The 24,705-nt window shown below is 61.0% G+C and carries 25 protein-coding genes; 13 read left to right on the plus strand and 12 right to left on the minus strand.

Annotated features, from left to right (window positions below):
* From pstB to I6E58_RS04620, 8 genes are all read right to left on the minus strand, one after another.
* Window positions 1-780, minus strand: coding sequence for a phosphate ABC transporter ATP-binding protein PstB (pstB, locus tag I6E58_RS04585; RefSeq protein ID WP_197130911.1), 780 nt, complete (start codon window positions 778-780; stop codon window positions 1-3).
* A gap of 18 nt (window positions 781-798) precedes the next feature.
* Window positions 799-1,881 (minus strand): phosphate ABC transporter permease PstA, encoded by a 1,083-nt coding sequence (pstA, locus tag I6E58_RS04590; RefSeq protein WP_197130914.1) that lies wholly within the window; start codon window positions 1,879-1,881, stop codon window positions 799-801.
* Window positions 1,881-2,825, minus strand: coding sequence for a phosphate ABC transporter permease subunit PstC (gene pstC / locus I6E58_RS04595; RefSeq protein ID WP_197130916.1), 945 nt, complete (start codon window positions 2,823-2,825; stop codon window positions 1,881-1,883). Before pstC ends, pstA begins: the two co-directional genes overlap by 1 nt.
* Window positions 2,826-2,982: 157 nt before the next feature.
* Entirely contained in the window at window positions 2,983-4,077 is a 1,095-nt protein-coding gene (locus tag I6E58_RS04600) for a phosphate ABC transporter substrate-binding protein PstS (protein ID WP_197130918.1), read from the minus strand.
* 159 nt (window positions 4,078-4,236) lie between these two features.
* Entirely contained in the window at window positions 4,237-5,316 is a 1,080-nt protein-coding gene (locus I6E58_RS04605) for a phosphate ABC transporter substrate-binding protein PstS (RefSeq protein ID WP_197130920.1), read from the minus strand.
* A gap of 103 nt (window positions 5,317-5,419) precedes the next feature.
* Entirely contained in the window at window positions 5,420-6,358 is a 939-nt protein-coding gene (locus I6E58_RS04610) for an NUDIX domain-containing protein (protein ID WP_197130922.1), read from the minus strand.
* The gene (locus tag I6E58_RS04615) at window positions 6,355-8,535 is read right to left on the minus strand and encodes an RNA degradosome polyphosphate kinase (RefSeq protein WP_197130924.1); all 2,181 of its coding nucleotides are present in this window, start codon (window positions 8,533-8,535) and stop codon (window positions 6,355-6,357) included. The genes I6E58_RS04610 and I6E58_RS04615 overlap by 4 nt, the downstream gene beginning before the upstream one ends.
* Before the next feature lie 77 nt (window positions 8,536-8,612).
* On the minus strand, window positions 8,613-9,362 hold the full coding sequence (locus I6E58_RS04620) for a winged helix-turn-helix domain-containing protein (RefSeq protein WP_231595142.1): 750 nt from the start codon (window positions 9,360-9,362) through the stop codon (window positions 8,613-8,615).
* 93 nt (window positions 9,363-9,455) lie between these two features.
* Between I6E58_RS04620 and I6E58_RS04625 the strand changes: the two genes are divergently transcribed.
* The 4 genes from I6E58_RS04625 to I6E58_RS04640 all read left to right on the plus strand — a co-directional run bounded on the left by I6E58_RS04625 (window position 9,456) and on the right by I6E58_RS04640 (window position 12,305).
* Window positions 9,456-9,710 (plus strand): hypothetical protein, encoded by a 255-nt coding sequence (locus I6E58_RS04625; protein WP_197130926.1) that lies wholly within the window; start codon window positions 9,456-9,458, stop codon window positions 9,708-9,710.
* A 153-nt stretch (window positions 9,711-9,863) separates the two neighbouring features.
* A complete protein-coding gene (locus tag I6E58_RS04630) occupies window positions 9,864-10,463 on the plus strand; it encodes an FABP family protein (protein ID WP_129072076.1) in 600 nt (199 codons plus the stop codon).
* Window positions 10,453-11,526 (plus strand): folate-binding protein YgfZ, encoded by a 1,074-nt coding sequence (locus I6E58_RS04635; protein ID WP_197130930.1) that lies wholly within the window; start codon window positions 10,453-10,455, stop codon window positions 11,524-11,526. The genes I6E58_RS04630 and I6E58_RS04635 overlap by 11 nt, the downstream gene beginning before the upstream one ends.
* Before the next feature lie 35 nt (window positions 11,527-11,561).
* Window positions 11,562-12,305, plus strand: coding sequence for a phosphoglyceromutase (locus I6E58_RS04640; RefSeq protein WP_197106315.1), 744 nt, complete (start codon window positions 11,562-11,564; stop codon window positions 12,303-12,305).
* Window positions 12,306-12,385: 80 nt separating this feature from the next.
* Here the strand turns inward: I6E58_RS04640 and phoU are convergent, their stop codons facing one another.
* On the minus strand, window positions 12,386-13,039 hold the full coding sequence (gene phoU / locus I6E58_RS04645) for a phosphate signaling complex protein PhoU (RefSeq protein WP_129072074.1): 654 nt from the start codon (window positions 13,037-13,039) through the stop codon (window positions 12,386-12,388).
* Between the two features lie 167 nt (window positions 13,040-13,206).
* Between phoU and I6E58_RS04650 the strand changes: the two genes are divergently transcribed.
* Window positions 13,207-14,361: a cell wall metabolism sensor histidine kinase WalK gene (locus I6E58_RS04650; RefSeq protein ID WP_197130933.1), complete on the plus strand. Its 1,155-nt coding sequence runs from the start codon at window positions 13,207-13,209 to the stop codon at window positions 14,359-14,361.
* Window positions 14,358-15,038 (plus strand): response regulator transcription factor, encoded by a 681-nt coding sequence (locus tag I6E58_RS04655; protein WP_129072072.1) that lies wholly within the window; start codon window positions 14,358-14,360, stop codon window positions 15,036-15,038. Before I6E58_RS04650 ends, I6E58_RS04655 begins: the two co-directional genes overlap by 4 nt.
* 148 nt (window positions 15,039-15,186) lie before the next feature.
* Here the strand turns inward: I6E58_RS04655 and I6E58_RS04660 are convergent, their stop codons facing one another.
* Window positions 15,187-15,693 carry a hypothetical protein gene (locus I6E58_RS04660; protein ID WP_129072071.1) on the minus strand — a complete coding sequence of 169 codons (507 nt, stop codon included), beginning with the start codon at window positions 15,691-15,693 and terminating at the stop codon, window positions 15,187-15,189.
* 102 nt (window positions 15,694-15,795) lie between these two features.
* On the opposite strand from I6E58_RS04660, the gene I6E58_RS04665 reads away from it, so the two are divergent.
* The 6 genes from I6E58_RS04665 to rlmB all read left to right on the plus strand — a co-directional run bounded on the left by I6E58_RS04665 (window position 15,796) and on the right by rlmB (window position 21,518).
* Complete coding sequence (locus tag I6E58_RS04665; RefSeq protein WP_129072070.1) at window positions 15,796-16,278, plus strand: CarD family transcriptional regulator; 483 nt, start codon at window positions 15,796-15,798, stop codon at window positions 16,276-16,278.
* A 24-nt stretch (window positions 16,279-16,302) separates the two neighbouring features.
* On the plus strand, window positions 16,303-17,478 hold the full coding sequence (ispD, locus tag I6E58_RS04670) for a 2-C-methyl-D-erythritol 4-phosphate cytidylyltransferase (protein ID WP_197130937.1): 1,176 nt from the start codon (window positions 16,303-16,305) through the stop codon (window positions 17,476-17,478).
* Window positions 17,479-17,674: 196 nt separating this feature from the next.
* On the plus strand, window positions 17,675-17,932 hold the full coding sequence (locus tag I6E58_RS04675; RefSeq protein WP_129072068.1) for an HPr family phosphocarrier protein: 258 nt from the start codon (window positions 17,675-17,677) through the stop codon (window positions 17,930-17,932).
* Between the two features lie 146 nt (window positions 17,933-18,078).
* Complete coding sequence (locus tag I6E58_RS04680) at window positions 18,079-18,939, plus strand: 3-hydroxyacyl-CoA dehydrogenase (RefSeq protein ID WP_129072067.1); 861 nt, start codon at window positions 18,079-18,081, stop codon at window positions 18,937-18,939.
* 79 nt (window positions 18,940-19,018) lie between these two features.
* The gene (gene cysS, locus I6E58_RS04685) at window positions 19,019-20,449 is read left to right on the plus strand and encodes a cysteine--tRNA ligase (RefSeq protein WP_197130940.1); all 1,431 of its coding nucleotides are present in this window, start codon (window positions 19,019-19,021) and stop codon (window positions 20,447-20,449) included.
* 31 nt (window positions 20,450-20,480) lie between these two features.
* Window positions 20,481-21,518, plus strand: a complete 1,038-nt coding sequence (rlmB, locus tag I6E58_RS04690; protein WP_129072065.1) for a 23S rRNA (guanosine(2251)-2'-O)-methyltransferase RlmB — start codon at window positions 20,481-20,483, stop codon at window positions 21,516-21,518.
* Between the two features lie 86 nt (window positions 21,519-21,604).
* Here rlmB and I6E58_RS04695 read toward each other — a convergent pair whose 3' ends face one another.
* On the minus strand, window positions 21,605-22,789 hold the full coding sequence (locus I6E58_RS04695) for a PLP-dependent aspartate aminotransferase family protein (RefSeq protein ID WP_197130943.1): 1,185 nt from the start codon (window positions 22,787-22,789) through the stop codon (window positions 21,605-21,607).
* 100 nt (window positions 22,790-22,889) lie between these two features.
* Between I6E58_RS04695 and I6E58_RS04700 the strand changes: the two genes are divergently transcribed.
* Window positions 22,890-23,372, plus strand: coding sequence for an Lrp/AsnC family transcriptional regulator (locus I6E58_RS04700; RefSeq protein WP_197130945.1), 483 nt, complete (start codon window positions 22,890-22,892; stop codon window positions 23,370-23,372).
* A gap of 18 nt (window positions 23,373-23,390) precedes the next feature.
* Here I6E58_RS04700 and I6E58_RS04705 read toward each other — a convergent pair whose 3' ends face one another.
* Window positions 23,391-24,701: a DUF4032 domain-containing protein gene (locus I6E58_RS04705; protein WP_197130947.1), complete on the minus strand. Its 1,311-nt coding sequence runs from the start codon at window positions 24,699-24,701 to the stop codon at window positions 23,391-23,393.
* Between the last annotated feature and the right edge of the window lie 4 nt (window positions 24,702-24,705).

Here is a 24,705-nt window from a genome sequence, read left to right on the forward strand (position 1 = left end):
TTATCCGAACTTGCCGGAGACGTAGTCTTCGGTGGCCTGAACACTGGGGTTCGAGAAGATCGTGGTGGTGTCGTCGTATTCTATGAGCTTGCCGGGAGCGCCGGTGCCCGCAATGTTGAAGAAGGCGGTGCGGTCAGAGACGCGCGAGGCCTGCTGCATGTTGTGGGTCACGATTACGATCGTGTACTCCTGCTTGAGTTCTTCGATGAGGTCTTCAATGGCGAGCGTTGAGATGGGGTCGAGGGCCGAGCAGGGCTCATCCATCAGCACGACGTCAGGCTTGACGGCGATAGCGCGAGCAATGCAGAGACGTTGCTGCTGGCCACCGGAGAGTCCCGAGCCTGGCTTCTCGAGGCGGTCCTTTACCTCATTCCAGAGGTTGGCGCCCACAAGCGATGATTCAACGAGGTCGTCAGCGTCACTCTTGCTGATGCGGCTGTTGTTGAGCTTGACGCCGGCGAGCACGTTGTCGCGAATCGACATCGTGGGGAACGGGTTGGGGCGCTGGAATACCATGCCGACTTGACGACGCACGTTCACGGGGTCGACGCCGGGGCCGTAGAGGTTGTTGCCGTCGATGAGAACCTCACCCTCCACGTAAGCGCCGGGGATGACCTCATGCATGCGGTTGAGCGTGCGGAGGAAGGTCGACTTGCCACAACCGGATGGACCGATGAAGGCAGTAACCGTGCGGGGCTCAATCGTGAGCGAGACGCCCTCTACAGCGCGAAACTTGCTGTAGTAGACGTTGAGATCATTGACTTCAATACGCTTTGACACGAGTTAGGGTTCCTTCGGTTATCGACCGGTTTTGGGGGCGAAGATTTTGGCGATGACGCGGGCCAACAGGTTGAGTGCCATCACGATGAGGATGAGGGTGAGCGCTCCGGCCCACGCCCGATCGATGTAGGCCTGAGCATCCGTACCCTGAGAAATGTACGAGCTGTACACGAACACGGGCAGGCTTTGCATGCGGTCGCTGAACAGTGAGTAGTTGAAGTTGTTGGTGAAGCCGGCCGCGACGAGCAGCGGGGCGGTCTCTCCAATAACTCGGGCGATGGAGAGCATCACACCGGTTGTGATTCCGGCGATTGATGTCGGCAGCACAACCTTCAGAATGGTCAGCCACTTCGGCACACCGAGAGCAAACGCGGCCTCACGCAGTTCGTTGGGTACGAGGCGCAGCATCTCTTCGCTCGAGCGCACGACGACGGGGATCATCAGCACCGACAGGGCGACGGCGCCGGCGATTCCGACGCGAACCCCGGGGCCGAAGAACAGCACGACGAGGGAGTAGGCGAAGAGTCCGGCAACGATCGAGGGGATGCCGGTCATGACATCCACGAAGAAGGTGATTGCCTGGGCGAGGCGGCCGCGACCATATTCGACCAGGTAGATCGAGGTCATGAGGCCGATCGGCACCGAGATCACGGTGGCGGCAAGCGTCATCTGCAGCGTTCCGATGATGGCGTGAGCCGCACCGCCACCTTCGCCGACGACGTTGCGCAGCGAGAGAGTGAAGAAGTCGAGGTCGAAACGGGCTGAACCGTTGATGGCGACGGTGTACAGCAGCGAGATCAGCGGCAGGAGCGCGATAACGAAGGCGAGGGTCACCAAGGTGGTTACGAGGCGGTCGACGGCGCGACGGTGGCCTTCAACCAGTCGTGACACGGTGGTGAGTACGACCGCATAGAGTACGACGCCGAAGAGAACCGCTCCCACAATATTGAATTCGCTTGCGGGCTGGCCGGCTTGAATGAACAGGAAGATCACCACGAAGGTGGCAAGGCTGCTGATCAACATGAGCAGGGGAGCCCAGCGGGGCAGTTGCCCGGCGGCGTACGCGTTCTGGATGGGGCGCGCTGGTGTAGTGGTAGTCATCAGTTCGCTCCCGAGAATTCCTTGCGGCGGTTGACTATGTAGCGCGCGATCGTGTTGACGACCAGTGTGATGGCGAAGAGGATCAGGCCGGTCGCGATGAGCACGTTCACGTTGAGGCCGTAGGCCTCAGGGAAGCTCAGCGCGATGTTCGCAGCGATCGTCGAAGGGTTCGTCGAGCTGACCAAGTTGAAGGTGATCACGTTGGACGCCGAGAGCACCATGGCTACGGCCATGGTTTCGCCGAGCGCACGGCCGAGGCCGAGCATGGCGCCGGAGACGATTCCGGCGCGGCCGAAGGGAAGCACGGCCACTTTGATCATTTCCCAGCGAGTGGCGCCGAGAGCAAGGGCGGCTTCCTCGTGAAGTACCGGAGTCTGCAAGAAGACTTCGCGGCAGATGGCAGTAATGATCGGCAGGATCATGACGGCGAGCACGATCGAGGCGGTGAGGATGGTGCGGCCGGTTCCAGAAGCTGGCCCGGCAAAGAACGGGATCCAGCCGAAGTTGTCGACCAGCCACGAGTAGAAGGGCTGAACACCGACGGCGAGAACGTTTCCGCCCCAAAGTCCGAAGACTACGGAGGGCACGGCGGCAAGCAAGTCGATGATGTAGCCGAGAGTTGCAGCCAACGGCCGCGGTGCGTAGTGCGAGATGAAGAGTGCGATTCCGATGGCGATGGGTACGGCCATGAGAAGCGCGAGGCCGGCAGACCACAGGGTGCCGAACACAAGGGGGCCAACATAGGCCCAGAAGTTTGTTCCCTCAAGAAGAGTGGTCTTCTCGGGGTCTGCGGTGATACCGGGAACACCCTGCAACACAAGAAAAGCCGCGACAGCGGCGAGGATCGCGAGGATCAACGCACCGGCGGTGAGGGCTGTACCTGAGAAGAGGCGGTCTCCGGGGCGCTGCTTCGCGCGTATACGGGGGGCCGCAGTCGAGGTCATGTGTCGAGTATCCCTTATCCCTGGCGTGGCTTGGTGTGTCGTGCTGAGGTCGTGCTGTGGTCATGCGGGTTTCTGGACGAACGAATTCACGCCGCCCAGAGCAAAGTCTGCCCGACCCCGCTGCCAGTAGCAACGGGGTCGAAGCAGACTCGAGGTGTTACTTGATGGCGTCTACCGCAGCCTGAGCCTTCTCGAACAGCGTCGAGGAGATCGGGGCGGAACCAGCAGAAGCTGCTGCAACATCCTGGCCCTCAGGGCTGATGATGTAGGACATGTAGGCCTTCACGAGGTCAACGTTGTCGCTCGAGGCGTACTCGTTGCACCCGATGAGGTAGCTGATCAGAACGACCGGGTACACACCCGAGGCGTCGGATGCGCGGTCGAGCTCGAGAGCGAAGTCGGTTTCGCCGCGGCCTTCTGCGAAGGGCGATGCGTCAACGATTGCTGCTGCAGCTTCGGGGGAGTAGGGAACGTATTCGTCGCCAACCTTGACGGAAACGGTTCCGAGGTCACCGGCGCGCGATGCGTCGGCGTAACCGATGGTTCCGGTTCCGTTGGTGACAGCGTCAACGAGACCCGAGGTCTGAGGAGCACCCTCGCCACCGAACTCGGTGGGCCAGGTCTCGATCGATCCGACGGTCCAGACCGAGGGGGCAGCAGCCGACAGGTAGTCGGTGAAGTTTGCGGTCGTTCCCGAGTCATCGGCGCGGTGGACTGCGGTGATGTTCAGGTCGGGCAGCGTCACGCCGTCGTTCTGAGCAACGATGGCTGCGTCGTTCCACTTGGTAACTGAGCCGTTGAAGATTCCGGCGATCGTGTCAGCGTCGAGGTTGAGCGAGTCAACGCCCTCGAGGTTGAAGATGATCGCGATGGGGGAGATGTAGGCGGGGATCTCGAGGATGCCGGTGCCGGGAACACACGAAGCGAAGTTGTCTTCGTCAATTTCTTCGCTCTTGAACGCGCGGTCAGAACCAGCGAACTGGCTTCCGCCACCGATGAACGTGTCGCGTCCACCGCCGGAGCCGATGGGGTCGTACTCAACCGTGACGTTCTCGTTTGCGGTCTGGAATCCAGCAACCCATGCCTCTTGAGCTGACTGCTGCGACGATGCGCCGGCGCCAACGAGCGTTCCGGTGAGGTCTGACATGGTCTCGTCATCGCTGCCGTTGTCGGCTGCTGCTGCGCACGATGAGAGGAGGATGGTGCCTGCGATAGCAATGGCACCGATGGTGCCAAGACGCTTGAAGTTCACAGTTTTCCCTTCGGGATGTTGATTTCAGGTTTCAGGTCGGTGCGACCCAAATAGAAAACTTAGGCACGGCAGGTAGCCACTCTCGCCCGGTTAGGTAAACGGGAGGTAAACGACCCATCAACACCACGAAGTGCGGTCCCGGAATCCCGGGGATGTGAGCTATTTGATCGCGGCGACGGCGGCGAGAGCTTTTTCGTAGAGCGCGTCAGAAATCGGTGCTGAGCCGGCAGCCGCGGCGGCGGCCTGTTGGCCTTCGGGGCTGATGACGTAGTCAAGGTAGCCACGAATAACATCCACGCGATCGCTAGACGCGTACTCGTTGCAGGCGATCAGGTAGCTGATGAGAACGACCGGGTACACGCCGCTGGCGGTGGAGGCACGGTCGATCTCGACGGCGAAGTCGGTCGCGCCGCGGCCTTCGCCGAAGGGCGAGACGTCAACGATGGCGGCCGCTGCTTCTGGCGAGTACGAAACGTATTCGTCTCCGACTTTGACGGCGATGGTGCCGAGGTCGCCAGCGCGGGAGGCATCGGCGTAACCGATTGTGCCGGTTCCATTGGTCACGGCGTCGACAACACCGGAGGTCTGGGGCGCAGCTTCGCCACCGAACTCCAGCGGCCACTTCTCGATCGAGCCGACGGTCCACACCGAGGGCGCTGCCGCGGCGAGATAGTCCGTAAAGTTCGCGGTAGTTCCGGAGTCATCCGCCCGGTGCACCGCCGTGATGTTGCCGCTGGGCAGATCGACGGAGGGGTTCTGGGCAACGATGGCTGCGTCATCCCACTGGTCGATCTCGCCGGTGAAGATACCGGCGATCGTGTCAGCGTCGAGGTTCAACGAGTCGACGCCGTCGAGGTTGAAGATGATAGCGATGGGCGAAATGTAGGCCGGAATCTCCAGAATGCCGGTATCGGCAACACACGAGAGAAAATCGGCGTCGGCGATTTCCTCGACCTTGTACGCACGGTCGGATGCCGCGAACACAGCGCCACCACCAATGAAGGTGTCGCGTCCGCCGCCGGAGCCGATGGGGTCGTACTCGACCGTCGCCGCCACATTGGCGAGCTGGAAACCGCGAACCCACGCCTCTTGGGCGGCTTGCTGTGAGGAAGCGCCGGCACCGATGATGGTGCCGGAAGGGCCCGAGACGTCACCGACGGGAGTCTGAACGCAGCCGGTGAGAGCGAGTGCACTCACCATCGCGAGTGCGCTGACGGTGCCGAGGCGGGTGAACTTCACAGGGATCCCTTCGAGAAACTGACGTGCACGTCATTCTCTCGCGAATTCGTCAGGATTTCACCGCGCGGCAACCTCAGTTGCTTACGGGGAGCACGATCCGGCCTCAGGAATGGTGCGTTTCTACCGCTACAAGGCGCAATTTCTTCGTATCGCGCGCGAAGTGCAGTACCGAAAAATCTCCGGTACTCAACAACGCGGCGGCTCGCAGGTCGGCATCCGGTGTCGTGTGCGAAGCCTCAGCGAGAGCGCCCACAATTTGGGGGAGTACCGGGCCGTGACTGCACAGCACCGTCGATTTCTGCTTCTTGAGTCGCTTAGCGACAAGAGCAGTCACGGCGGCACCGTTGCTGCGGTACGCGTCTTGGCTGAGGTCGTCGGTGGCCTTGATCTCTAGTTCCGTGCGCTGGGCTAACGGCGTAATCGTCGCGAGGCAGCGAGCAGCGGTGCTGCTCAGGATGCGATCGGGGGCGAACGCGGCGATGCTGCCAGCGATGGTGGCTGCTTGGTCTGTTCCGCGGTGCATGAGCGGGCGCGTGGCATCTGGCCCGTCCCAGGTCTCGCCGGGAACGGCTTTACCGTGGCGCACGGCAATCATCGCGAAAGTGCGTGCGTTGCCGGCCTCGTAGACGGCAGCAAAACGATCGAGAACGTCGATGTCGTGCTCGTAGCTGACCTTCTTGCGCGCCTTCGCGAGCGGCAGCCACTCAAGCGACGATATTTCGTCGTTGGGAGTGAACTTCGCCAGCTCCAAAATGTGGTCGTTCACTTCGGCGGCCCAGTAGTGCACGTACTTGTCGCGGCCGTTGGCGAGCGTGTAGTGCACTTTGCCGAGCGGAACGCCGAGCTCAACGCTCAAACCGGTCTCTTCGTGAATCTCGCGCACGGCAGTCTCGGGCAGCAGTTCTCCCGGATCGAGCTTGCCCTTCGGCAGCGAGACGTCTTTGTGAACGGTGCGATGCACCAGCAGCACCCGGGGTTTGTCGTCGACAACTCGCCAGCAGACAATGCCTGCGGCGAGCACCGGTGTTGCCGCTGCGGTCATCGGCGAACTCCGCCTCGTTTGCGCTGCGTAATTCTCTTCATAAGGACATTCTGTAGGTCATTGAGCGGTTCGCCATCTTCGGAACGGCTGTGGCGCACCCAATCGCCCTCAGAATCGAGCCACCACGAGGCGGTGGTATCGGCGACGGCGAGGTCGAACATGTAGTCGAGCTCTTCGATGTGCTCCGGCTCTACGATGCGCACGAGGGCCTCGACGCGGCGGTCGAGGTTGCGGTGCATCATGTCAGAGCTGCCGATGAAAACCTGCGGGTCTCCGTCGTTGTGGAACGAAAAAACGCGTGAATGTTCAAGGTAGCGACCGAGCACGGAACGCACCCGAATGTTCTCGCTGAGGCCCGGAACTCCGGCGCGCAGCGAGCAAATGCCGCGCACGACGATATCGATCGGAACGCCCGCATTGTTGGCGCGGTAGAGCGCATCGATAATCGCCTCATCCACCATGGAATTCAGCTTGATGCGGATGCCGGAGGGCAGGCCAGCGCGGGCGTTCTTAGCCTCGTTCGCGATCTGCTTCACGAGGCCCTTGCGCAGATGGCGCGGAGCCACGAGAAGTCGCTTGAACTTTTTTTCGATGGCGTAGCCAGAAAGTTCGTTGAAGAGTCGAGTGAGGTCTTTTCCGACCTGGTCGTCGGCGGTCAGCAGCCCGAGGTCTTCGTACAAACGACTGGTTTTGGGGTTGTAATTTCCGGTGCCGATGTGGGCGTAGTGGCGCAGCTTGCCCTCTTCTTGACGAACGACGAGCGCGAGTTTGCAGTGCGTCTTGAGCCCGACGAGGCCATAGACAACGTGCACGCCTGCCTTCTCGAGCTTGCGAGCCCACGAGATATTGGCGGTCTCGTCGAAACGCGCTTTGATCTCTACGAGGGCGAGTACGGCCTTGCCGGCCTCAGCGGCGTCGATCAGAGCCTCGACTATGGGGCTGTCACCGCTCGTGCGGTACAGGGTCTGCTTGATGGCCAGCACATCCGGGTCAGCCGCGGCTTGCTCCAAGAAAGCCTGAACGCTCGTGGAAAACGACTCGTACGGGTGGTGCAGCAGGATGTCTTTGCGAGCGATGGCCCGGAAGATGTCGGCCCGCTCATTGCCCTCGGTGGGCATGAGGTCGGGGCTCGTAATCGGCACGTGCCGCGGGTACTTGAGCGCCGGGCGGTCGATGCGCGTGAGCTGGAACAGCCCGCTGAGGTTCAGCGGGGCGGGCAAGCGATACACCTCGTGCTCGGTGATCTTGAGTTCGCGCACGAGAAGGCCGAGCGTCACGTCATCCATGTCGTCGGTGATTTCGAGACGGATCGGCGGCCCGAAGCGGCGGTTAAGAATCTGCTTCTCGAGCGACTTGATCAGGTTCTCTGACTCATCTTCGTCGACGTTGACATCTTCGTTGCGAGTGACGCGGAATTCGTGGTGCGCCAGAATCTCCATCCCCGGAAACAGGGCGTCAAGGTGGTTGGAGATCAGATCTTCGAGGGGGATGTAGCGCAGCTGGTCACTGCCGTCATCCGGCAATTGAATGAACCGCGGCAATACGCTCGGTACTTTGAGACGCGCAAATTCTTCTTTTTGCGTCTTGGGGTTGCGCACGCGAATCGACAGGTTCAACGAGAGCCCGGAGATGTACGGGAATGGATGCGCGGGGTCAACGGCCAGGGGCATGAGCACGGGAAATATCTGGCTCGAGAAGATTTCGTCGACGCGCTCACGGTCTTCGGGGCCGAGGTCAGACCACGACTCAATGTGGATGCCTTCGTCATCGAGCGCGGGCTTGACACTGTTGCGGAACTCGGCAGCGTGACGCTCTTGCAGCGCGTGAGCGGCGGCGCTCAGCTCTTCGAGAACGTCGGCGGGAGCGCGACCGGTATTGGTTGGTACGGCAAGTCCGGTGTCGATGCGGCGCTTGAGGCCAGCGACGCGAACCATGAAGAACTCGTCAAGATTGCTCGCAAAAATGGCCAAGAAGTTGGCGCGCTCCAGCAGCGGTAGTGACTCGTCCTCGGCGAGTTCGAGCACTCGCTGGTTGAACGCGAGCCAGCTCAGTTCGCGGTCGAGGTAGCGGTCGTAAATCAACGTGCCGTCGTCGACGCTCGACGACTCTTCGATGTCATATTCATCGAGAGAATCTGTAGCGGCGCTGGGATCGGCTATCGCGCTGTCGTTGTCCATCTGATCATCCTGCCACTGAGTGATGAACAACGGATTAACTTGACGCGCGATGGGGAGAAAATCGGTGGAAGTGTGCCCTAGACCGCGATGCTGTCGGGCATGACATCTGCCGGAGCATCCGCTGGTTCGGAAACAGCCTCGACGGCCTCGGGCTTGGGCGCCTTCTCGGCTTCTTCGGCGATGTTGAAGCAGTAGCCCACGTTACGTACCGTGCCGATGAGCGATTCGAGGTCGCCGAGCTTGGAACGCAGTCGTCGAACGTGAACGTCGACGGTGCGGGTGCCTCCGAAATAGTCGTAGCCCCACACTTCGCTTAGTAGCTGCTCGCGCGTGAACACGTGGCCGGGGTGCGAGGCCAAGAAACGCAGCAACTCGAACTCTTTGAACGTGAGGTCCAGCGAGCGGTCTCGAGCCTTAGCCGAGTAGCTCGCTTCGTCGATCACAATTCCGGATGCGCGAATCTTCGATGCCGAACTCTCCCCTTCGCGGCGCGCCAGTGACAAACGGATGCGGGCATCGATTTCGGCCGGGCCGGCGCCAACGACGAGGAGATCGTCAAGGTGCCATTGGTGATTGACCGCAGCGAGTCCACCATCGGTGACGACTACGAAGAGCGGAACCGAGATTCCGCCGGAATGAAGAACGCCGCACAGCCCTTTGGCTGCGGCAAGATTGGTGGTCGCGTCGACGATGATGAGATCAGTGGTGGGCGCGGCAACCAAGGTTGCGGGCGCGGCAACGACTACCTCCACCGTGTGACTGAGCAAACCCAGGGCGGGTAATGGATCAGCGTCGGGCGCAGAGCTAAGCATCAAAATGTGTGCCATATGGCCTCCCCACTGCGTGAAAGAGATTCTACCGTGCGCCGCCGCGCGCTCGTGACGGCCCCCGCAGCGCCCGCTTCTCGGTACGATGGGTCAATGACTTGGCAAAAGTGGAGCGTCGTGCCGGTGTGGGCGTTGAGCCTCGTGGGCACGGTCATTATCGGTGCGGTTGCCGCGCCCGAGTCGCGCGTCACTTGGCTGGCGATCGTTCTCGCGGCCTGTGTCATCTTCACGTTCGTTGTTCAACTGCTCATTCACCGCAAAGAGGGCTTCGTCGCACGAGCAACCGCCAGCATGGTTGGCGCTCTCGTAGTTGTGGCTGCGGCCACAGCGATTTTCGCTCTCATTTAGTGCTGCTGGGCTGCACAGGGATAGGATTAGTACATGCTTCTCGCACTTGAGCTCTTCTTCGTCGGCCTTCTTGGTCTCGCGACGCTGTCTATCGGCTACGTATCGGTCGTTGTCGTCTACAACCTCTTTCGCGGCCAGCGCTAACAGCGCGCCATGGTAATTGAGCTCGACGCCTCCGGCCCGGCTGAACTAGCGCCACTTTCGTGGCTCGTTGGCCTCTGGGAAGGCACGGGTATCGTCGACTACAAGGTCGGAGACGAAACACGCACGATCGAGTTTGGTCAACGCGTTAGCTTTACCCACGATGGCCTTCCACACCTCAATTACAACTCCTACACCTGGTTGCTCGACGATGAGAAAACTCCCCACGTAACGGAGACCGGGTATTGGCGCCTTCGTCGCGCCGCGACCGCTGGCGACCCCGGCCCCGGCCTGCTGCCTGCTCTGGGGGAGCGCCCGTTCGGCTCGGCCGACGAGGTCGAAAAACTGCGCACTCCCAACGGCGGCTTCGAGATCGAGGCGTCCATCGTGCATCCGGGGGGTATCAACGAGTTTTACATCGGCGAAGTAACCGGCCCCCGTATCGATCTCGCGACCGACGCAGTCATGCGCACGCAGGGCGCTAAGGAGTACACCGCGGCGACCCGCATGTATGGCCTCGTCGAGGGCCATTTACTGTGGGCGTGGGATATCGCGGCGCTAGGCCAAGATTTGCGCACGCACGCGTCCGGGCGGCTCGCTCGTGTCGAATAGTTCGTTCTCGTCGCGCCCCGGAGCCATCGGAAACCCGCCCGAGCACTATGGCAACCCGTTTGGCGAGCAGCGTGCGCTGGTAGAAGGCCGTTCCGTCGTCGAACTTGCCGACCGCGCCATACTCACCATCACCGGCCCCGATCGCCTCACCTGGCTCGACTCTCTCACCACGCAGTCGCTCAAGAATCTCACTCCCGGCGAGAGTGCTGAAACGCTCCTCCTCAACCCCAACGGCCGCGTTGAGCACGCCATGCGGCTGGTCGATGATGGCGAGACCCTGTGGCTGCTCATCGATGGTTCACAGCGTGAACCGCTTCAGGCTTGGTTCAACCGTATGCGCTTCATGCTGCGCGTAGAGATCGCTGACCGTAGCGACGATTTCGTGACGATCGGCAGCTTTGGCGATGCGCTTGAGGTCCCCGCTGCCACCTCGCACGAGGTGCCGCTCGCCTGGGTCGATCCGTGGTCCTCCGTCGTGCGCGGTGGCCATCAGTACGCCACGTCACAAACACACCCGGGTGCTACGTGGAACTACCGCGAAACACTGGTCGCTCTCGATGCCGATCTTTCTGCTTTCGAGGCTGCGGGTTCGCTCGCCGTCGATGCCCTTCGCATTGCCGCCTGGCGCCCTCGCTTTAGCGCCGAAGTCGACGACCGCACCATTCCGCACGAATTGGACTGGATGCGCTCCGCCGTGCACCTCAACAAGGGGTGCTACCGCGGGCAAGAGACCGTGGCCAAAGTACACAATCTCGGGCATCCACCGCGTCGCCTCGTGATGCTTCACCTCGACGGCTCGGAGGGCGCCCTGCCCGAGGTCGGCGCCGAAGTGCGTCTCGGCGAGAAAACTGTCGGATCTGTGACGGCCTCCGCGCGCCACTTCGAGCTCGGGCCCATCGCGCTCGCCGTGATCAAACGATCCGTGGATGCCGCCGAAACACTGGCTGTTGCCTCCGACGTCGGCGAAATCGCGGCTGCGCAAGAAGTCATCGTTCCCACCGACGCCGGTGCAGAAGCAAACGTGCCCCGACTGCCACGCCTCGGAGGCGTTACTCGCGGCTAGCAGCAACATCCGCTCATTCTCGGTACTCTTGAGTCATGACTCACACCCTGATTTTGTTGCGCCATGGCAACTCCGAATGGAACCAAAAGAACCTCTTCACCGGATGGGTGGATGTCGGGCTCACTGACCAAGGCCGCACCGAGGCGAACCGTGCAGGCGAGCTCATCGCCGCGTTCGACAAGCAGCCTGACGTTCAGTACACATCGCTTCTCAAGCGTGCGATCCACACCGCCAACATCGCCTTGCAGGTTGCCGACCTCGACTGGCTGCCCGTGAAGCGCTCGTGGCGTCTCAACGAGCGTCACTACGGCGCGCTGCAGGGCAAAGACAAAGCTCAAACGCTGGAAGAGTTCGGCGAAGAGAAGTTCATGACCTGGCGCCGCAGCTTCGATGTGCCGCCGCCCCCGCTCGACGACGACGCTGAATACAGCCAGGTTCACGACCGCCGCTACGTGGGTATCGACGGCGAGATCCCGCGCACCGAAAGCCTCAAGCTCGTCATCGACCGCATGCTGCCCTACTGGGAATCCGACATCACCAAGGATCTCGCGGCCGGCAAGACCGTGCTCGTCACCGCCCACGGCAACTCGCTGCGCGCGCTCGTGAAGCACCTTGATGGCATCTCAGACGACGACATCGCGAGCCTCAACATCCCCACGGGTATCCCGCTGGTGTACGAGCTCGACGACAACTTCATGCCGATCAAGCCCGCCTACTACCTCGACCCCGAGGCTGCTGCTGCCGGCGCCGCCGCAGTCGCATCACAGGGCAAGAAGTAGCCCCGGCCTCACCTACGCGTTAACGCGCAAAGCCCCGACGAGATCGAATCTCGTCGGGGCTTTGTCGTGGAGCAACCTGTTTAGTCGTCGTCCTGAACCCAGTCGCCGGTAGCAAGGTATTGAACCTTCTTCGCGATGGAGACCGCGTGGTCGGCGAAGCGCTCGTGGTAGCGCGACGCCAGAGTGGCATCCACAGTATCGACTGCAGCACCCTTCCAGGTCTCGCCGAGCACCTTGTCGAACACACTGAGGTGCAGCGCATCAATTTTGTCGTCGTCGTTGCGAATCTCTTCAGCAACGCGCACGTCTTCATGCTTGAGCAGCTCAACCAGCTTGTTCGCGACCGCGACGTCGAGTGCACCGAGTTCTGCGAAGGTAGCTCGCAGTGACTTGGGCACAACCTTGTCGGGAAAGCGGTAACGGGCAAGCTGAGCGATGTGCTCAGCCATGTCGCCCATGCGCTCGAGCGATGCGCTGATGCGCAAGGCGCTCACTACAATTCGCAAGTCGCGGGCGACAGGTTGTTGACGAGCGAGGATGTTAATCGCAAGCTCATCGAGTTCGGCTGCCGCAATATCAATCTGGTCATCATCCGCGATCACTGTTTCTGCCAGTGACACGTCTGATTCATTGAATGCTTTTGTGGCGTTGTCTATTGAGACAGCCACCAGGCTGGCAATTTCCACGAGGCGATCTTGCACCTCGCGCAGTTCTTGTTGAAATACTTCGCGCACGCTATCTACGTCCCTTCGATACGGGCATGACGAAGCCCGCACGGCTTAGGCCACCCTGCCCGCGTTAGGTTAACAACAGGTGTTGGCGGCCTGAACTTTATCTGAAGTGAGCACTCGTCGCGAACTTGCGGCAAGCGGATGCTCCAGATGTAACTAATCTAGTCGGTATGGACTCTGCGTGGCTCGTGCCTGCCGCCCTCGCTTTTGGCGTATTTCTCGGCGGTGGCATGTCCTTTATCATTTACGCAGCCGCCAAGCGGGGCCAAAGAGCCGCCCACGTGGTCTCTTCCGCCGTGCCAGATGGCGTTGATCAGGTCATCGATGCGCTTGAATCCGCGGGTATCGTGCTCGATCCCTCCAACAACATCATGAAAGCGTCGACAGGGGCGCTGACCTACGGTCTTGTCTGGAACCATGCGCTCGTGCATCCGGAACTCGTTGAATTTGTTGACCAAGTGCGTCGCACCGGCGAGCCGATTGCTCAAGAAGTGCACTTATCGCGCGGCCCTTTCGGTGACGCCAACATTTATCTTTTTGTTCGTGTTGCTCGCCTCGGAACGCGCTACGTTTTGCTGTTGGCCGAAGACCGCACCGAGTCGTACCGCCTCGACGAGGTGCGGCGCGACTTCGTCGCCAACATCAGCCATGAGCTAAAAACCCCCATCGGTGCGGTCGGGTTGCTCGCCGAAGCGCTCGTCAGTGCCTCAGACGAGCCGGATCAGGTCAAGCGGTTCGCGAAGCGCCTCACGAAAGAATCACACCGTCTCGCTCGCATTACGCAAGAGATCATCGAACTCTCGCGATTGCAATCCGCCGATGGGCTAGCTGAAGCCGCACTGGTAGATATTGACAATGTCGTGTCTATCGCGATCGACCAAAACCGTGCCGTCGCTGAGTTCAACAAGGTTGACCTGGCTAGTGGAAAGCTCACCGGTTTCGAGGTTTTCGGGGACGAAACCCTGCTGGTGCTTGCGCTCGACAATCTTATTTCTAACGCCGTGCAGTATTCACCGGAGAATACACGCGTGGGAATCGGCGTTCGTCACCGCGATGGAGCTATCGAGATCTCGGTCACTGACCAGGGCGTCGGAATTCCCGACGATGAACTCGACCGCGTCTTCGAGCGCTTTTACCGCAGCGACCCCGCTCGCAGCCGTCACACCGGTGGTAGCGGGCTTGGCCTCAGCATCGCCAAGCACGTCGTGCAAAACCACGGCGGTGACATCCGCGTCTGGTCGCAGCTCGGCCAGGGCTCCACTTTCACGATTCGCCTTCCCGAAATCGATCCCGACGTAACCAACGCAACAGGAGATAAACAATGACCCGCATTCTGATCGTCGAAGACGAGCCGTCGTTGAGTGAACCTCTCGCGTTCTTGCTCGAGCGCGAAGGCTACGAGACGACGATCGCCGAAGACGGTCTCGCGGGGCTTGCCGAGTTTGACCGCAACGGCGCCGATCTCATTCTGCTCGACCTCATGCTTCCTGGTCTTGCGGGCACCGAGGTGTGCCGCGAGATTCGTACTCGCTCGAACGTGCCCATCATCATGCTCACTGCCAAGGACAGCGAAGTGGATATCGTGGTCGGCCTTGAACTGGGTGCAGACGACTACATGACTAAGCCTTACTCCACTCGTGAGCTCTTGGCCCGCATTCGTGCCGTCATGCGCCGCCGCGCAGAAGACATCGACGAGACCGACTCAGTGCTCGAAGCCGGGGGAGTGCGCATGGACGTGGAGCGGCACACAGTTTCTGTTGACGGCGCCGACGTCACTATGCCGTTGAAGGAATTCGAGTTGCTCGAACTCTTGTTGCGCAACGGTGGACGAGTGCTCACGCGTGGTCAGCTCATCGATCGAGTGTGGGGTGCCGATTACTTCGGTGACACCAAAACTCTCGACGTGCACATCAAGCGCATTCGTTCAAAGATCGAGAAGCTGCCGTCGCAGCCGAAACTTCTCGTGACCGTGCGTGGGCTCGGCTACCGCTTCGAAGACTAGAACGGGACAGGCGCACGCGGCTAAGGCCGCAGTGCGCCTGTTCAGCTAGTGCGAGTGTTGATCTCGCGAGCGGCTGTTGGTCTTACGAGCGACGCTTGGTCTTGCGAGCGAAGGTCATTCGCGCGAGCGTGGCGGAATCGTGCGCTTGTTAGCCCAGGGCGCTAGCGGGCGCCAGATCGGCGTAAATCGGGTCGTCGCTCGAGATGACGGGAACGAGCAGTTCGCTGCCGCTCTCGTTGCCGAACTGGAAGTAGATGGGGAACAGCTGACCGGCGCGAACGTCGGCATCGTTGATCACGATCATGTCGCCATCGACCTCGGTGCCGTAGCTCTTGACGTCGCCCGAAGAAACAGGCTTGGAGATGTCGATGCGCTCTCCGTCTGCCGATTCGTACTGGAGGCGAAGGCTGCCACTCGACGAGCTCGTGTTGATGATTGTCACCATGAGGCTAACGGCCGATTCGTCATCGTTGCTGATAGCAAGAACGTTGCGCACCTTGACGTCGCCGACCTCGGCGCCGATACCGTCGCTGGGGTCGTACTGGTTCAACGTCGCCGTAGGCGTAATGAACGAACAACCGGCGGTGCCCACGAGAAGGGACCCGGCGATAAGGGCGGAGGCTGCGGCGCGTGTCGCGCGAGTGAGAACTGTCACAGATTCATACTAATAGATAGCCGCGTCGAGCGCTTTACTTAGGCAACCCTTACCATGCGTTTACTGTGATAAACTGGGTTTTCTTCGAGAGGACCACTATTCATGTTGTTTGAGGTCGGCGAGACTGTCGTTTATCCCCATCACGGTGCTGCAACCATCACCGAGGTGAAGAAGCGCACCATCAAGGGTGAAGAGAAAGTTTATCTCAAGCTCAACGTAACTCAGGGTGATCTCACCATCGAAGTTCCCGCAGAGAATGTTGATCTCGTGGGCGTTCGCGACGTTATTGGTCGCGAGGGGCTAGACGCCGTGTTCGAGGTGCTTCGCGCGCCGTTCACTGAAGAGCCCACCAACTGGTCACGCCGGTACAAGGCCAACCTTGAGAAGCTTGCTTCGGGTGACGTCATCAAGGTTTCCGAGGTTGTTCGTGACCTCTGGCGTCGTGACCAAGATCGCGGGCTTTCAGCGGGCGAAAAGCGCATGCTTGCGAAGGCACGTCAAATTCTTATCTCTGAGCTTGCGCTCGCTGAGAAGACTGACGAAGACAAGGCATCGTTGGTTCTCGACGAGGTTCTCGCGTCCTAGTTCATTAGGCACGCTGCTTTGCACATGAGCACTACTGTCGATCCGCTCGTCGCGGTTATCGTCGTCGGCGCTGGTAGCGGCACCCGGCTGGGCAAAAGTGAGCCCAAGGCGTTTGTGCCCGTGGCCGGTCGTGCGACTCTCAGCCGCGCCCTTGAGCCTGTTTTTGCCATGACTGAACGCGCGCAAGTCATCGTTACGGTTCCCGCGACGTATGAGGCGACGGCTGAGCAGCTCATCAGCGACGTCCCGGGAGCGAATGACCGGGGGTTCACCGTCGTCGTTGGTGGCTCTACTCGTCAAGAGTCGGTCGCCACGGCGCTCGCGCTAGTGCATCCCGCCGTCGAAGTGGTTCTCGTGCATGACGCCGCTCGTTTGCTGGCGCCCCGCAGTCTTTTCGATGCTGTCGTCGCTGAAGTGCTGAGGTCTGGCGCCGGCGTCATTCCTGGCCTGCCCGTGACCGACACCATCAAGCGCACGGATGCCGAGGGTCGCATCCTTGAGACGGTTGATCGTTCAGCCCTTGCAGCGGTTCAAACTCCCCAAGGGTTTCCGCGTAGCCAACTCGTCGCGGCGCATGCTGCCGCTACCCACGAGTTCACCGATGATGCCGCGCTTGTCGGGGCGCTCGGGCATCCCGTGTCGGTAATCACCGGCGACCATTTGGCCTTCAAGATCACGACGCCTTGGGAACTAGACCGTGCGGAGCAGCTGCTAATGAGTCCTTCTGAATTCGACCTTCGCGTGGGCACGGGCACTGATGTGCACGCTTTCGATGCGGCGAAACCCCTGTGGCTCGCAGGACTTCATTGGCCGGATGAGGCGGGTCTCCACGGCCACAGCGACGGCGACGTGGTGTCGCACGCCATTTGTGACGCTCTCTTGTCAGCGGCTCAGTTGGGCGACCTCGGTAGCATTTTTGGTACCAGCGACCCTCGATTCGCTGCTGCTCACGGCGACGTGTTTTTGGCCGAGGCGCTGCGTTTGGTGAACCAGGCGGGCTTCGAGGTCGGCAACGTTTCTGTTCAAGTCATTGGTAATCGTCCGATCATCTCGCGGCGTCGGGTTGAGGCCGAGGCGCTCTTGAGCGAGATCTTGGGTGCCCCTGTCAGCGTCGCGGGAACCACAACCGATGCTCTCGGTTTCACTGGCCGTGGCGAGGGTGTGGCTGCGATCGCGACCGCGTTGATTCGCGCTCGCTAGTTTCCGCTCCCGCTGAGCGACTTATTGTCGCGACGCGACGACGAGTGGAATCGGCGTATTCTCGGTAGTGCGGCACGCCGCTAGCTCCGGGCGGTGGTTCTGGGCTCGCCCCGCGCGCTGCTGATAACCGAATGTGGCCTCACCGTCCATTGCACTCACGCAGGCGCGGCTCATCGCGCTGAGAAACAGGTACAAAATGTCAGAACGCACAGCAACAATCGTCTCTCCCTCCGGCCTCCACGCTCGCCCTGCAGCGCTCTTCACTCAGGCGGTGAGCAAGAGCGGTTTGCGCATCACGGTGGGCAAGGGCGACAAGGTTGTCAACGCCGCGAGCATCCTCGCTGTGATCTCGCTCGGGGTTTCTCAGGGAGAGACCGTAACGCTGTCTTCGGAAGACGAAGGCGCAGATTCAGTGCTCGATGAACTTGTAGAACTGCTCTCCACTGTCGAATAGCGATCGCGCTGCGAGGCCCACACCGACACGGTGTGGGCCTTCGTGCTTTAACGCGGTGGCACTGCTGAAATACCCAGTTTGGACACAGTTCGCAGGCGTATGTTCAAGGTAGCGGTCGATCACCGCGACAAGAGAAAGAAGGCGCAATGACAAACATTCAGCGTGTGACAGTTTTGGGTACGGGCGTGCTCGGGTCACAGATTGCTTTCCAGACGGCGTACAGCGGTTTCAACGTGGTCGCCTATGACATTAACGACGACGCTCTCGAGAAGGCTCGCGAGCGTTTCACCGGACTCGTAGACACCTACATTGCCGACGGAGTAGACGGCGCAGCCGATGGCAAAGCGAAGGACGCACTCACTCGCGTGCGCTTCTCGGCTGACCTCGGCGATGCTGTCTCCGAAGCAGACCTCGTGATCGAAGCGATCCCCGAGATCCTCGACCTCAAGAAGTCCACCTATGCCGAGCTGGGAAAGCTCGCCCCCGCACACACGATCTTCGCCACGAACTCCTCCACTCTGTTGCCGAGCGACATGAAGGAGTCCACGGGTCGCGTCGACAAGTTCTTGGCCCTTCACTTTGCAAACCAGATCTGGAAGTTCAACACCGCCGAGATCATGGGCACGAGCGACACCGATCCCGCCATCTTTGATGCCGTTGTCGAGTTTTCGAAGGCCATCGGTATGGTGCCGATTCCGATTCACAAGGAAAAGGCCGGCTACGTTCTCAACTCGCTGCTCGTGCCGTTCCTCAACGCGGCAGCTGAGCTCGGTGCTGATGGCTACGCCGAACCCGCTGACGTAGATAACACCTGGCGGATCGCGACCGGTGCTCCTTTGGGGCCGTTCCAGATCTTTGACGTGATCGGTCTCACGACCCCGTACAACATCATGTCCCACGGCGACGAGAACACGAAGAGGTTCGCTGAGTGGCTCAAGACGGAGTACATCGACAAGGGCTACCTCGGTATCGCGACCGGTCGAGGTTTTTACACTTACACGAAGTAATTGTCTGCGGCGCGGGGCTCTCTGGCCCCGCGCTGCCCTCAACCGTGTAATACCCAGCGGCGGTCGCTAAACTTGCTTAGTGACTATTCGCCTGTATGACACCCGTAGCGCCAGCCTCGTCGACCTTGACCCCCGCGAACCGGGCAAGGTGGGAATGTACGTGTGCGGCCCCACGGTGCAGTCAGCACCTCACATCGGTCACTTGCGTTCGGCCCTCGTCTACGACATTTGGCGCCGCTGGCTCACCTACCGTGGCCTCGATGTCACGCTCGTGCGCAACGTCACCGACATCGACGACAAGATTCTGAGCAAGGCAGCGGATGCCGCAGCCGAGGGCTCCACGGAACAGTGGTGGGCTCTGGCGTACCGCATCGAACTCGAATTCACGGCCGGCTACAACGAGTTGGGCATCCTGCCCCCGAGCTACGAGCCGCGCGCAACAGCCAACATCTCCGAAATGCGTGACCTGATCGCGCTGCTCATCGAGCGCGGTCACGCATACGCCGCCACCGATGGCTCGGGCGACGTCTACTTCGATACTAAATCCTGGCCGTCGTATGGCGAGCTCACTCGTCAGAAGCTCGACGACATGGTCGCTGCCGCCGACGCCGATCCGCGGGCCAAGCGCGATGCCCGCGACTTTGCTCTGTGGAAGGGCAGCAAGCCCAGCGAGCCTGCTTCGGCATCCTGGTCATCGCCATGGGGTGACGGCCGCCCCGGCTGGCACATCGAATGCTCGGCCATGTCTCGCCGCTATTTGGGTGGCGCGTTCGACATCCACGGCGGTGGACTCGACCTGCGGTTCCCGCACCACGAGAACGAACTTGCGCAGTCAACGGCGCTCGGCGATGAATTCGCCCGCCACTGGGTGCACAACGGCATGGTCAATGTAAATGGCCAGAAGATGTCGAAATCGCTCGGCAACTCTGTCTTTGCCCGCGACCTTCTCGATGCTGCCCGCCCCATTGTGGTGCGCTATTTGCTCGGTGCCGCACATTACCGCTCCACAATCGACTACACTGACACGTCGCTTGCAGAAGCTGAGGCCGCCTTCGAGCGCCTTGAGGTGTTCATCGAGCGGGCGTCGCGCCGACTGCGTGACACTCGCTTTGATACTGCGAACACCAACGAGGTGCCCGAGGCATTTGGCGAAGCGATGGATGACGACCTTGCGGTGCCGCAAGCGCTCGCGGTAGTGCACGAAACGATTCGTTCGGGCAATGCCGCCCTCGACGATGGGGATCTTGCAACGGTCGCTACGGCGCGTTCGCAAGTGATCGCTATGGCACAGGTTTTGGGTATCAACCCACTTGATCCACGATGGGGTTCTGATCGTTCAGAACCGGCTGTTGCTGCATTATCAGCACTGGTTGACAAGCTCATTGAGGATCGCAATACGGCCCGCACAGCGAAGGATTTCGCTGTAGCAGACCGAATCCGTGATGAACTATCAGCGGCGGGCATCACTCTAGAAGATGACTCGACCGGATCGCATTGGAGCTTGCCGTGACTGATCGGCGCTTCCGACAGGAGCAACACTCGTGAAAAACCCAGGTAACACACCCCGCGCAGGAGCGGTACGCAAGGGCCGCAAGGGCCCCCAAGTCGGCTCGGGAGGCCAGGGGCGTCAAGCTCTCGAAGGTCGCAAGCCCACCCCTAAAGCAGAAGATCGTCCGTATCATCCCGCCGGCAAGCGCAAGGCTGCTGCTGAGCGCTATGAAGCGGCCGGTGGAACTCGTCGCAGCGGCGGCAAGGGCTCTGAGGGTGGTCCCCAGCGTCCGAGTCAACCCAGTCGGTCGCGAGTAGCGAAGTCGGCTGACGAATCAGAGATGGTCACCGGCCGTAACTCGGTTCTCGAGGCTCTTCGCGCCAAGATCCCCGCTAACACTCTGTACATGGCTGCTCGCATCGAATACGACGACCGTGTAAAAGAGATCTTGAAGCTTGCCACTGCCCGCAATCTTGCCGTGCTCGAAGTGATGCGTCCAGAACTGGACCGTCTCGCGGGATTCGACTCCGTGCACCAGGGCTTTGCCCTCAAAGTGCCGCCGTACGAGTACGCGCATCCGATGGAGCTCCTCGACAAGGTTGAGGCGCGGGGTCAGGTTCCGCTGCTCGTAGCTCTCGACGGTATTACCGACCCGCGCAACCTCGGCGCTATCGTTCGCTCGGTTGCCGCGTTTGGCGGCCAGGGAGTCATCGTTCCGCAACGTCGCTCTGTCGGTATGACGGCATCCGCCTGGAAGACCTCCGCCGGTGCTGCAGCTCGTACCCCTGTGGCGATGGCGAATAACCTCACGCAAATGATCAAGGAGTACAAGAAGCGCGGTGTCTTCGTGCTCGGCCTCGACGGCGACGGTGACGTATCGCTTCCTTCGCTTCCGCTGGCGAAAGAGCCCGTGTTGATCGTCGTGGGTAGCGAGGGTAAGGGTCTTTCTCGACTCGTCACTGAGAACTGCGACGCGATCGTCTCGATCCCGATTAGCGCCTCCACAGAGTCGCTGAACGCCGGTATCGCGGCCAGCGTCACGCTCTACGAAATCTCGAAGCTGCGGGCCGCTGCTCGCAAGAAGAAGTAATACTGCCTCCGGCCTTGCCGGAGTGAAAAGACAGAGAGCCGCTGCCCCCTCGGGGACAGCGGCTCTCTGCGTTGGTGCGAGTGAAGCTAGCTGCTCGTGACGGCGTCGAGTGCTGCCGTGATGTCGTTCATGAGGTCATCAACGTGCTCAAGCCCAACCGAGATTCGAACTATTCCCGCGCCCGGCTTCGCCTCAGAGGCGACGGGGCGGTGGGTGAGCGATGCCGGATGCTGCACGAGAGTGTCGATGCCGCCGAGCGATACCGCGTGCGTGATCAGCTTCACCGATTCGGTGAACTTCGCTGCGGCGTCGTAACCGCCTGCAAGGTCGAGGGCGATAAGCGAGCCGGCGCCAGCGGATTGCGTGCCGATAAGGCCCGCCGGGTCTTGTCCAGGGAGGCCGGGGTAGAGAACGCGAGCGAGTGCAGGGTGTCCGTCGAGGCGGCTGGCGAGCTCACCGGCCGTCTCCTGCTGCGCCCGAACGCGCAGGGGCAGGGTGCGGAGGCCGCGGTGCAACAGGTACGCCGCAAACGGATGAAGAACTCCACCGGTGAGGGCACGAACGTTACGCAGAGCCTTCGCGTGCTCTTCGGTCGTGGCGATGACGCCACCCATGACATCCCCGTGTCCGCCCAGGTACTTGGTGGCGCTGTGCAGCACCATTGCGGCGCCGAGTTCAATCGGGCGCTGCAGTACGGGGGTCGCGAAGGTGTTGTCGACAAGGACGGGCACGGCGCCAGCGGCGGCAACGACCTTTTTGATGTCGACGAGTTCGAGAGTGGGATTGGCGGGGGACTCGATGATGATGAGGCCGGTGTTGGGTTGAATGGCGCTGGCGATCGAGTCGGCGTCAGCCCACGTGACAGTGGTGCCGAGCAGCCCGTTGTCGAGCACGTGGTCGGTTCCACCGTAGAGCGGACGAACGCCGACTACGTGGGGGCGACCGGCCGAGGCAATCGAGATCAGCACGGCGGAGAGAGCCGCCATTCCACTGGCGTACGCGACAGCGGCTTCGGCGCCTTCGAGGGCCGCGAGGCCGTCTTCGAAGCGGGCAACGCCCGGCTGCCAGAGTCGCTGGTACACCGCGGAGTGGCCGTCGATGAGGGGGTTTCCCGTAGCGAGGTTTTCGTAGGAATCACCGCCGACTTCAACGCTGGGCAGCGGGTTCGTCGTAGAGAGGTCGATGGAGGGAACGTGTGCACCAGATTCCTGCACGCCCTCCATTCCTGCGTGAACAGCAAGGGTTTCGAGATGGATGTCGTGAGGCAGCATGACTTGATAACAGCAGAAAGTGCGCTTCGAATCAACTCGCGTTGCAGGTTCTTCGCGAAATGTGACGCTTTTCGCATAAGCTGCGATTCAGGAGGCTCCCGTGACCGAATCCAACAGCTTGCCCATCGACGCCGTTGATCGTGCGATCCTGGCCAGTTTGGCGACCAATGCGCGCCGCTCCGGCTCCGCACTCGCCGCAGACGCTGGAGTGTCGGAGTCCACCGTCTCACAACGCCTGCGCCGACTTCACGACGAAGGCTACTTGCGCGGTTTCCACGCCGATATTGACGTCGCCAAACTCGGGATGAGCGTACAAGCCCTCATCTCGATCAAGCTCGTCAAGCACGTGCGAGAAGACGTGGATGCCTTTCGTAGCGCAGCTCCTCGCTGGCCTGGCGTGCTTGCTTTCTTTCACACCGGTGGTGGGGACGACTATTTACTCCACGTCGCGGCTCGCAGTGCGGCAGAGCTCAGAGACTTCATGCTGACCTACTTGGCCAGCCATCCAGCCGTCGCTCACACAGAAACCAATCTCGTCTTCGAGCACGTGACCGGTCGCGGTCTGGAGCAGCTGCTGTCGTAGCATCCGCTGCGCTTTGAACTAAACCTTGAGGCGCCAGTCTTCGCCATCATCGTCGGCGTCCGTAGCGCCCTCAGCGTCGAGCGGCAAGCTGATCGGCATCGTGAACGCCCCCGTGGGCGGATTGATCATCGTGGCCTCGTCGCGCCGGAACTGCAGCACGTTCTCCACATAGCTACTCACTGCCTCAGCGAGCGGGATATCGTGGCCGGAGTCTTGAGCCAGTTGGCGACGGTGGTCGAGCAACTGGTGGAAGGCCTCAGCGGGCTCGAGCTTTCCGCGCAACGCTTTGGGGATAGCCCGGATCACCGGCTCGAATACGCGCGCAGCCCACTCATGGGCCAGCATCTCTTCGTCCATGTCTTGCTTGTCGAACGCGGCCCGATAAGAATCCATGTCGTTGAGCAGGCGGCGAGCCTGATTCTCTTGGGCATCGAGCCCGGTGAGCCGCAGCAAACGGCGAGAGTGATGGCCGGCGTCCACCACCTTGGGCTGAATGCGCACGCGCGTGCCGGAGTCTTCAGTCTTGATGGCGAGTTCTTCAATGTCGAAACCGAGCGCGTTGAGGCGTTCAACGCGTTGGTTGATGCGCCAACGCTCGGAGTGGTCGAATCGCTCAGAACCCGTGAGCTCTTGCCAGAGGGTGCGGTACTGAGCGACGATCCCGTTGCTGATCTCGACGGGATCGATGTCTTCTTCGAGACGACCGCCGGCCTGCAGATCGAGCAGTTCGCCAGCGATGTTGACGCGACCGATCTCGAGGTCATTCTCTCGCTGGCCGTTGGAGAGGCGGTCATAGAGCTGACCGGTTTCGGCATCTACCAAATACGCGGCAAAGGCACCAGCGTCGCGGCGGAAGAGGGTATTAGAGAGCGACACGTCGCCCCAGAAAAAGCCGACGATGTGCAGGCGCACGAGCAGTACCGCGAGCGCATCCACGAGGCGCCGCGCAGTCTCGGGGCGCAAGCTCTGCGAGTACACGGCGCGATAGGGCAGCGAGAATTTGAGATGGCGGGTAACGAGAACAGACTTGAGCTCTTCACCATCGGCAGCCGTACGGTTCGTGACGATAGCGAGAGGATCGACACAGGGCACGTCGAGTTTCTGCAGCGTACGCAGCATCTCGTACTCTCGCTTCGCGAGTTCGCTTGACGTCTCCTTGATTGCGACAATAAACCCGCTGAGGTTGGCAAAGCGCACAAGGTGGCGCGAGATGCCCTTGGGGAGAGTCGCGATGGCGTCGTCGGGCCAGAGCTCAAGCGGTAACGACCAGGGGAGGTCGAGCAAGGCTGGATCAGCGGTCGCAGCGGTGATGTTGACGGAACCAGTCATTCAA

The organism is Salinibacterium sp. SWN1162 (assembly GCF_015864675.1).
Taxonomy (GTDB): Bacteria; Actinomycetota; Actinomycetes; order Actinomycetales; family Microbacteriaceae; genus Rhodoglobus.

Bases quoted from the DNA above. Each gene is read 5' to 3' on its own strand.
- I6E58_RS04620 (WP_231595142.1), bottom strand. From the start codon at position 9,362: ATGGCACACATTTTGATGCTTAGCTCTGCGCCCGACGCTGATCCATTA.
- I6E58_RS04680 (WP_129072067.1), top strand. From the start codon at position 18,079: ATGACAAACATTCAGCGTGTGACAGTTTTGGGTACGGGCGTGCTCGGG.
- I6E58_RS04610 (WP_197130922.1), bottom strand. From the start codon at position 6,358: ATGACCGCAGCGGCAACACCGGTGCTCGCCGCAGGCATTGTCTGCTGG.
- I6E58_RS04615 (WP_197130924.1), bottom strand. From the start codon at position 8,535: ATGGACAACGACAGCGCGATAGCCGATCCCAGCGCCGCTACAGATTCT.
- I6E58_RS04630 (WP_129072076.1), top strand. From the start codon at position 9,864: ATGGTAATTGAGCTCGACGCCTCCGGCCCGGCTGAACTAGCGCCACTT.
- I6E58_RS04705 (WP_197130947.1), bottom strand. From the start codon at position 24,701: ATGACTGGTTCCGTCAACATCACCGCTGCGACCGCTGATCCAGCCTTG.
- I6E58_RS04665 (WP_129072070.1), top strand. From the start codon at position 15,796: ATGTTGTTTGAGGTCGGCGAGACTGTCGTTTATCCCCATCACGGTGCT.
- I6E58_RS04695 (WP_197130943.1), bottom strand. From the start codon at position 22,789: ATGCTGCCTCACGACATCCATCTCGAAACCCTTGCTGTTCACGCAGGA.
- pstA (WP_197130914.1), bottom strand. From the start codon at position 1,881: ATGACTACCACTACACCAGCGCGCCCCATCCAGAACGCGTACGCCGCC.
- I6E58_RS04625 (WP_197130926.1), top strand. From the start codon at position 9,456: ATGACTTGGCAAAAGTGGAGCGTCGTGCCGGTGTGGGCGTTGAGCCTC.
- I6E58_RS04655 (WP_129072072.1), top strand. From the start codon at position 14,358: ATGACCCGCATTCTGATCGTCGAAGACGAGCCGTCGTTGAGTGAACCT.
- I6E58_RS04650 (WP_197130933.1), top strand. From the start codon at position 13,207: ATGGACTCTGCGTGGCTCGTGCCTGCCGCCCTCGCTTTTGGCGTATTT.
- I6E58_RS04675 (WP_129072068.1), top strand. From the start codon at position 17,675: ATGTCAGAACGCACAGCAACAATCGTCTCTCCCTCCGGCCTCCACGCT.
- I6E58_RS04640 (WP_197106315.1), top strand. From the start codon at position 11,562: ATGACTCACACCCTGATTTTGTTGCGCCATGGCAACTCCGAATGGAAC.
- ispD (WP_197130937.1), top strand. From the start codon at position 16,303: ATGAGCACTACTGTCGATCCGCTCGTCGCGGTTATCGTCGTCGGCGCT.
- pstC (WP_197130916.1), bottom strand. From the start codon at position 2,825: ATGACCTCGACTGCGGCCCCCCGTATACGCGCGAAGCAGCGCCCCGGA.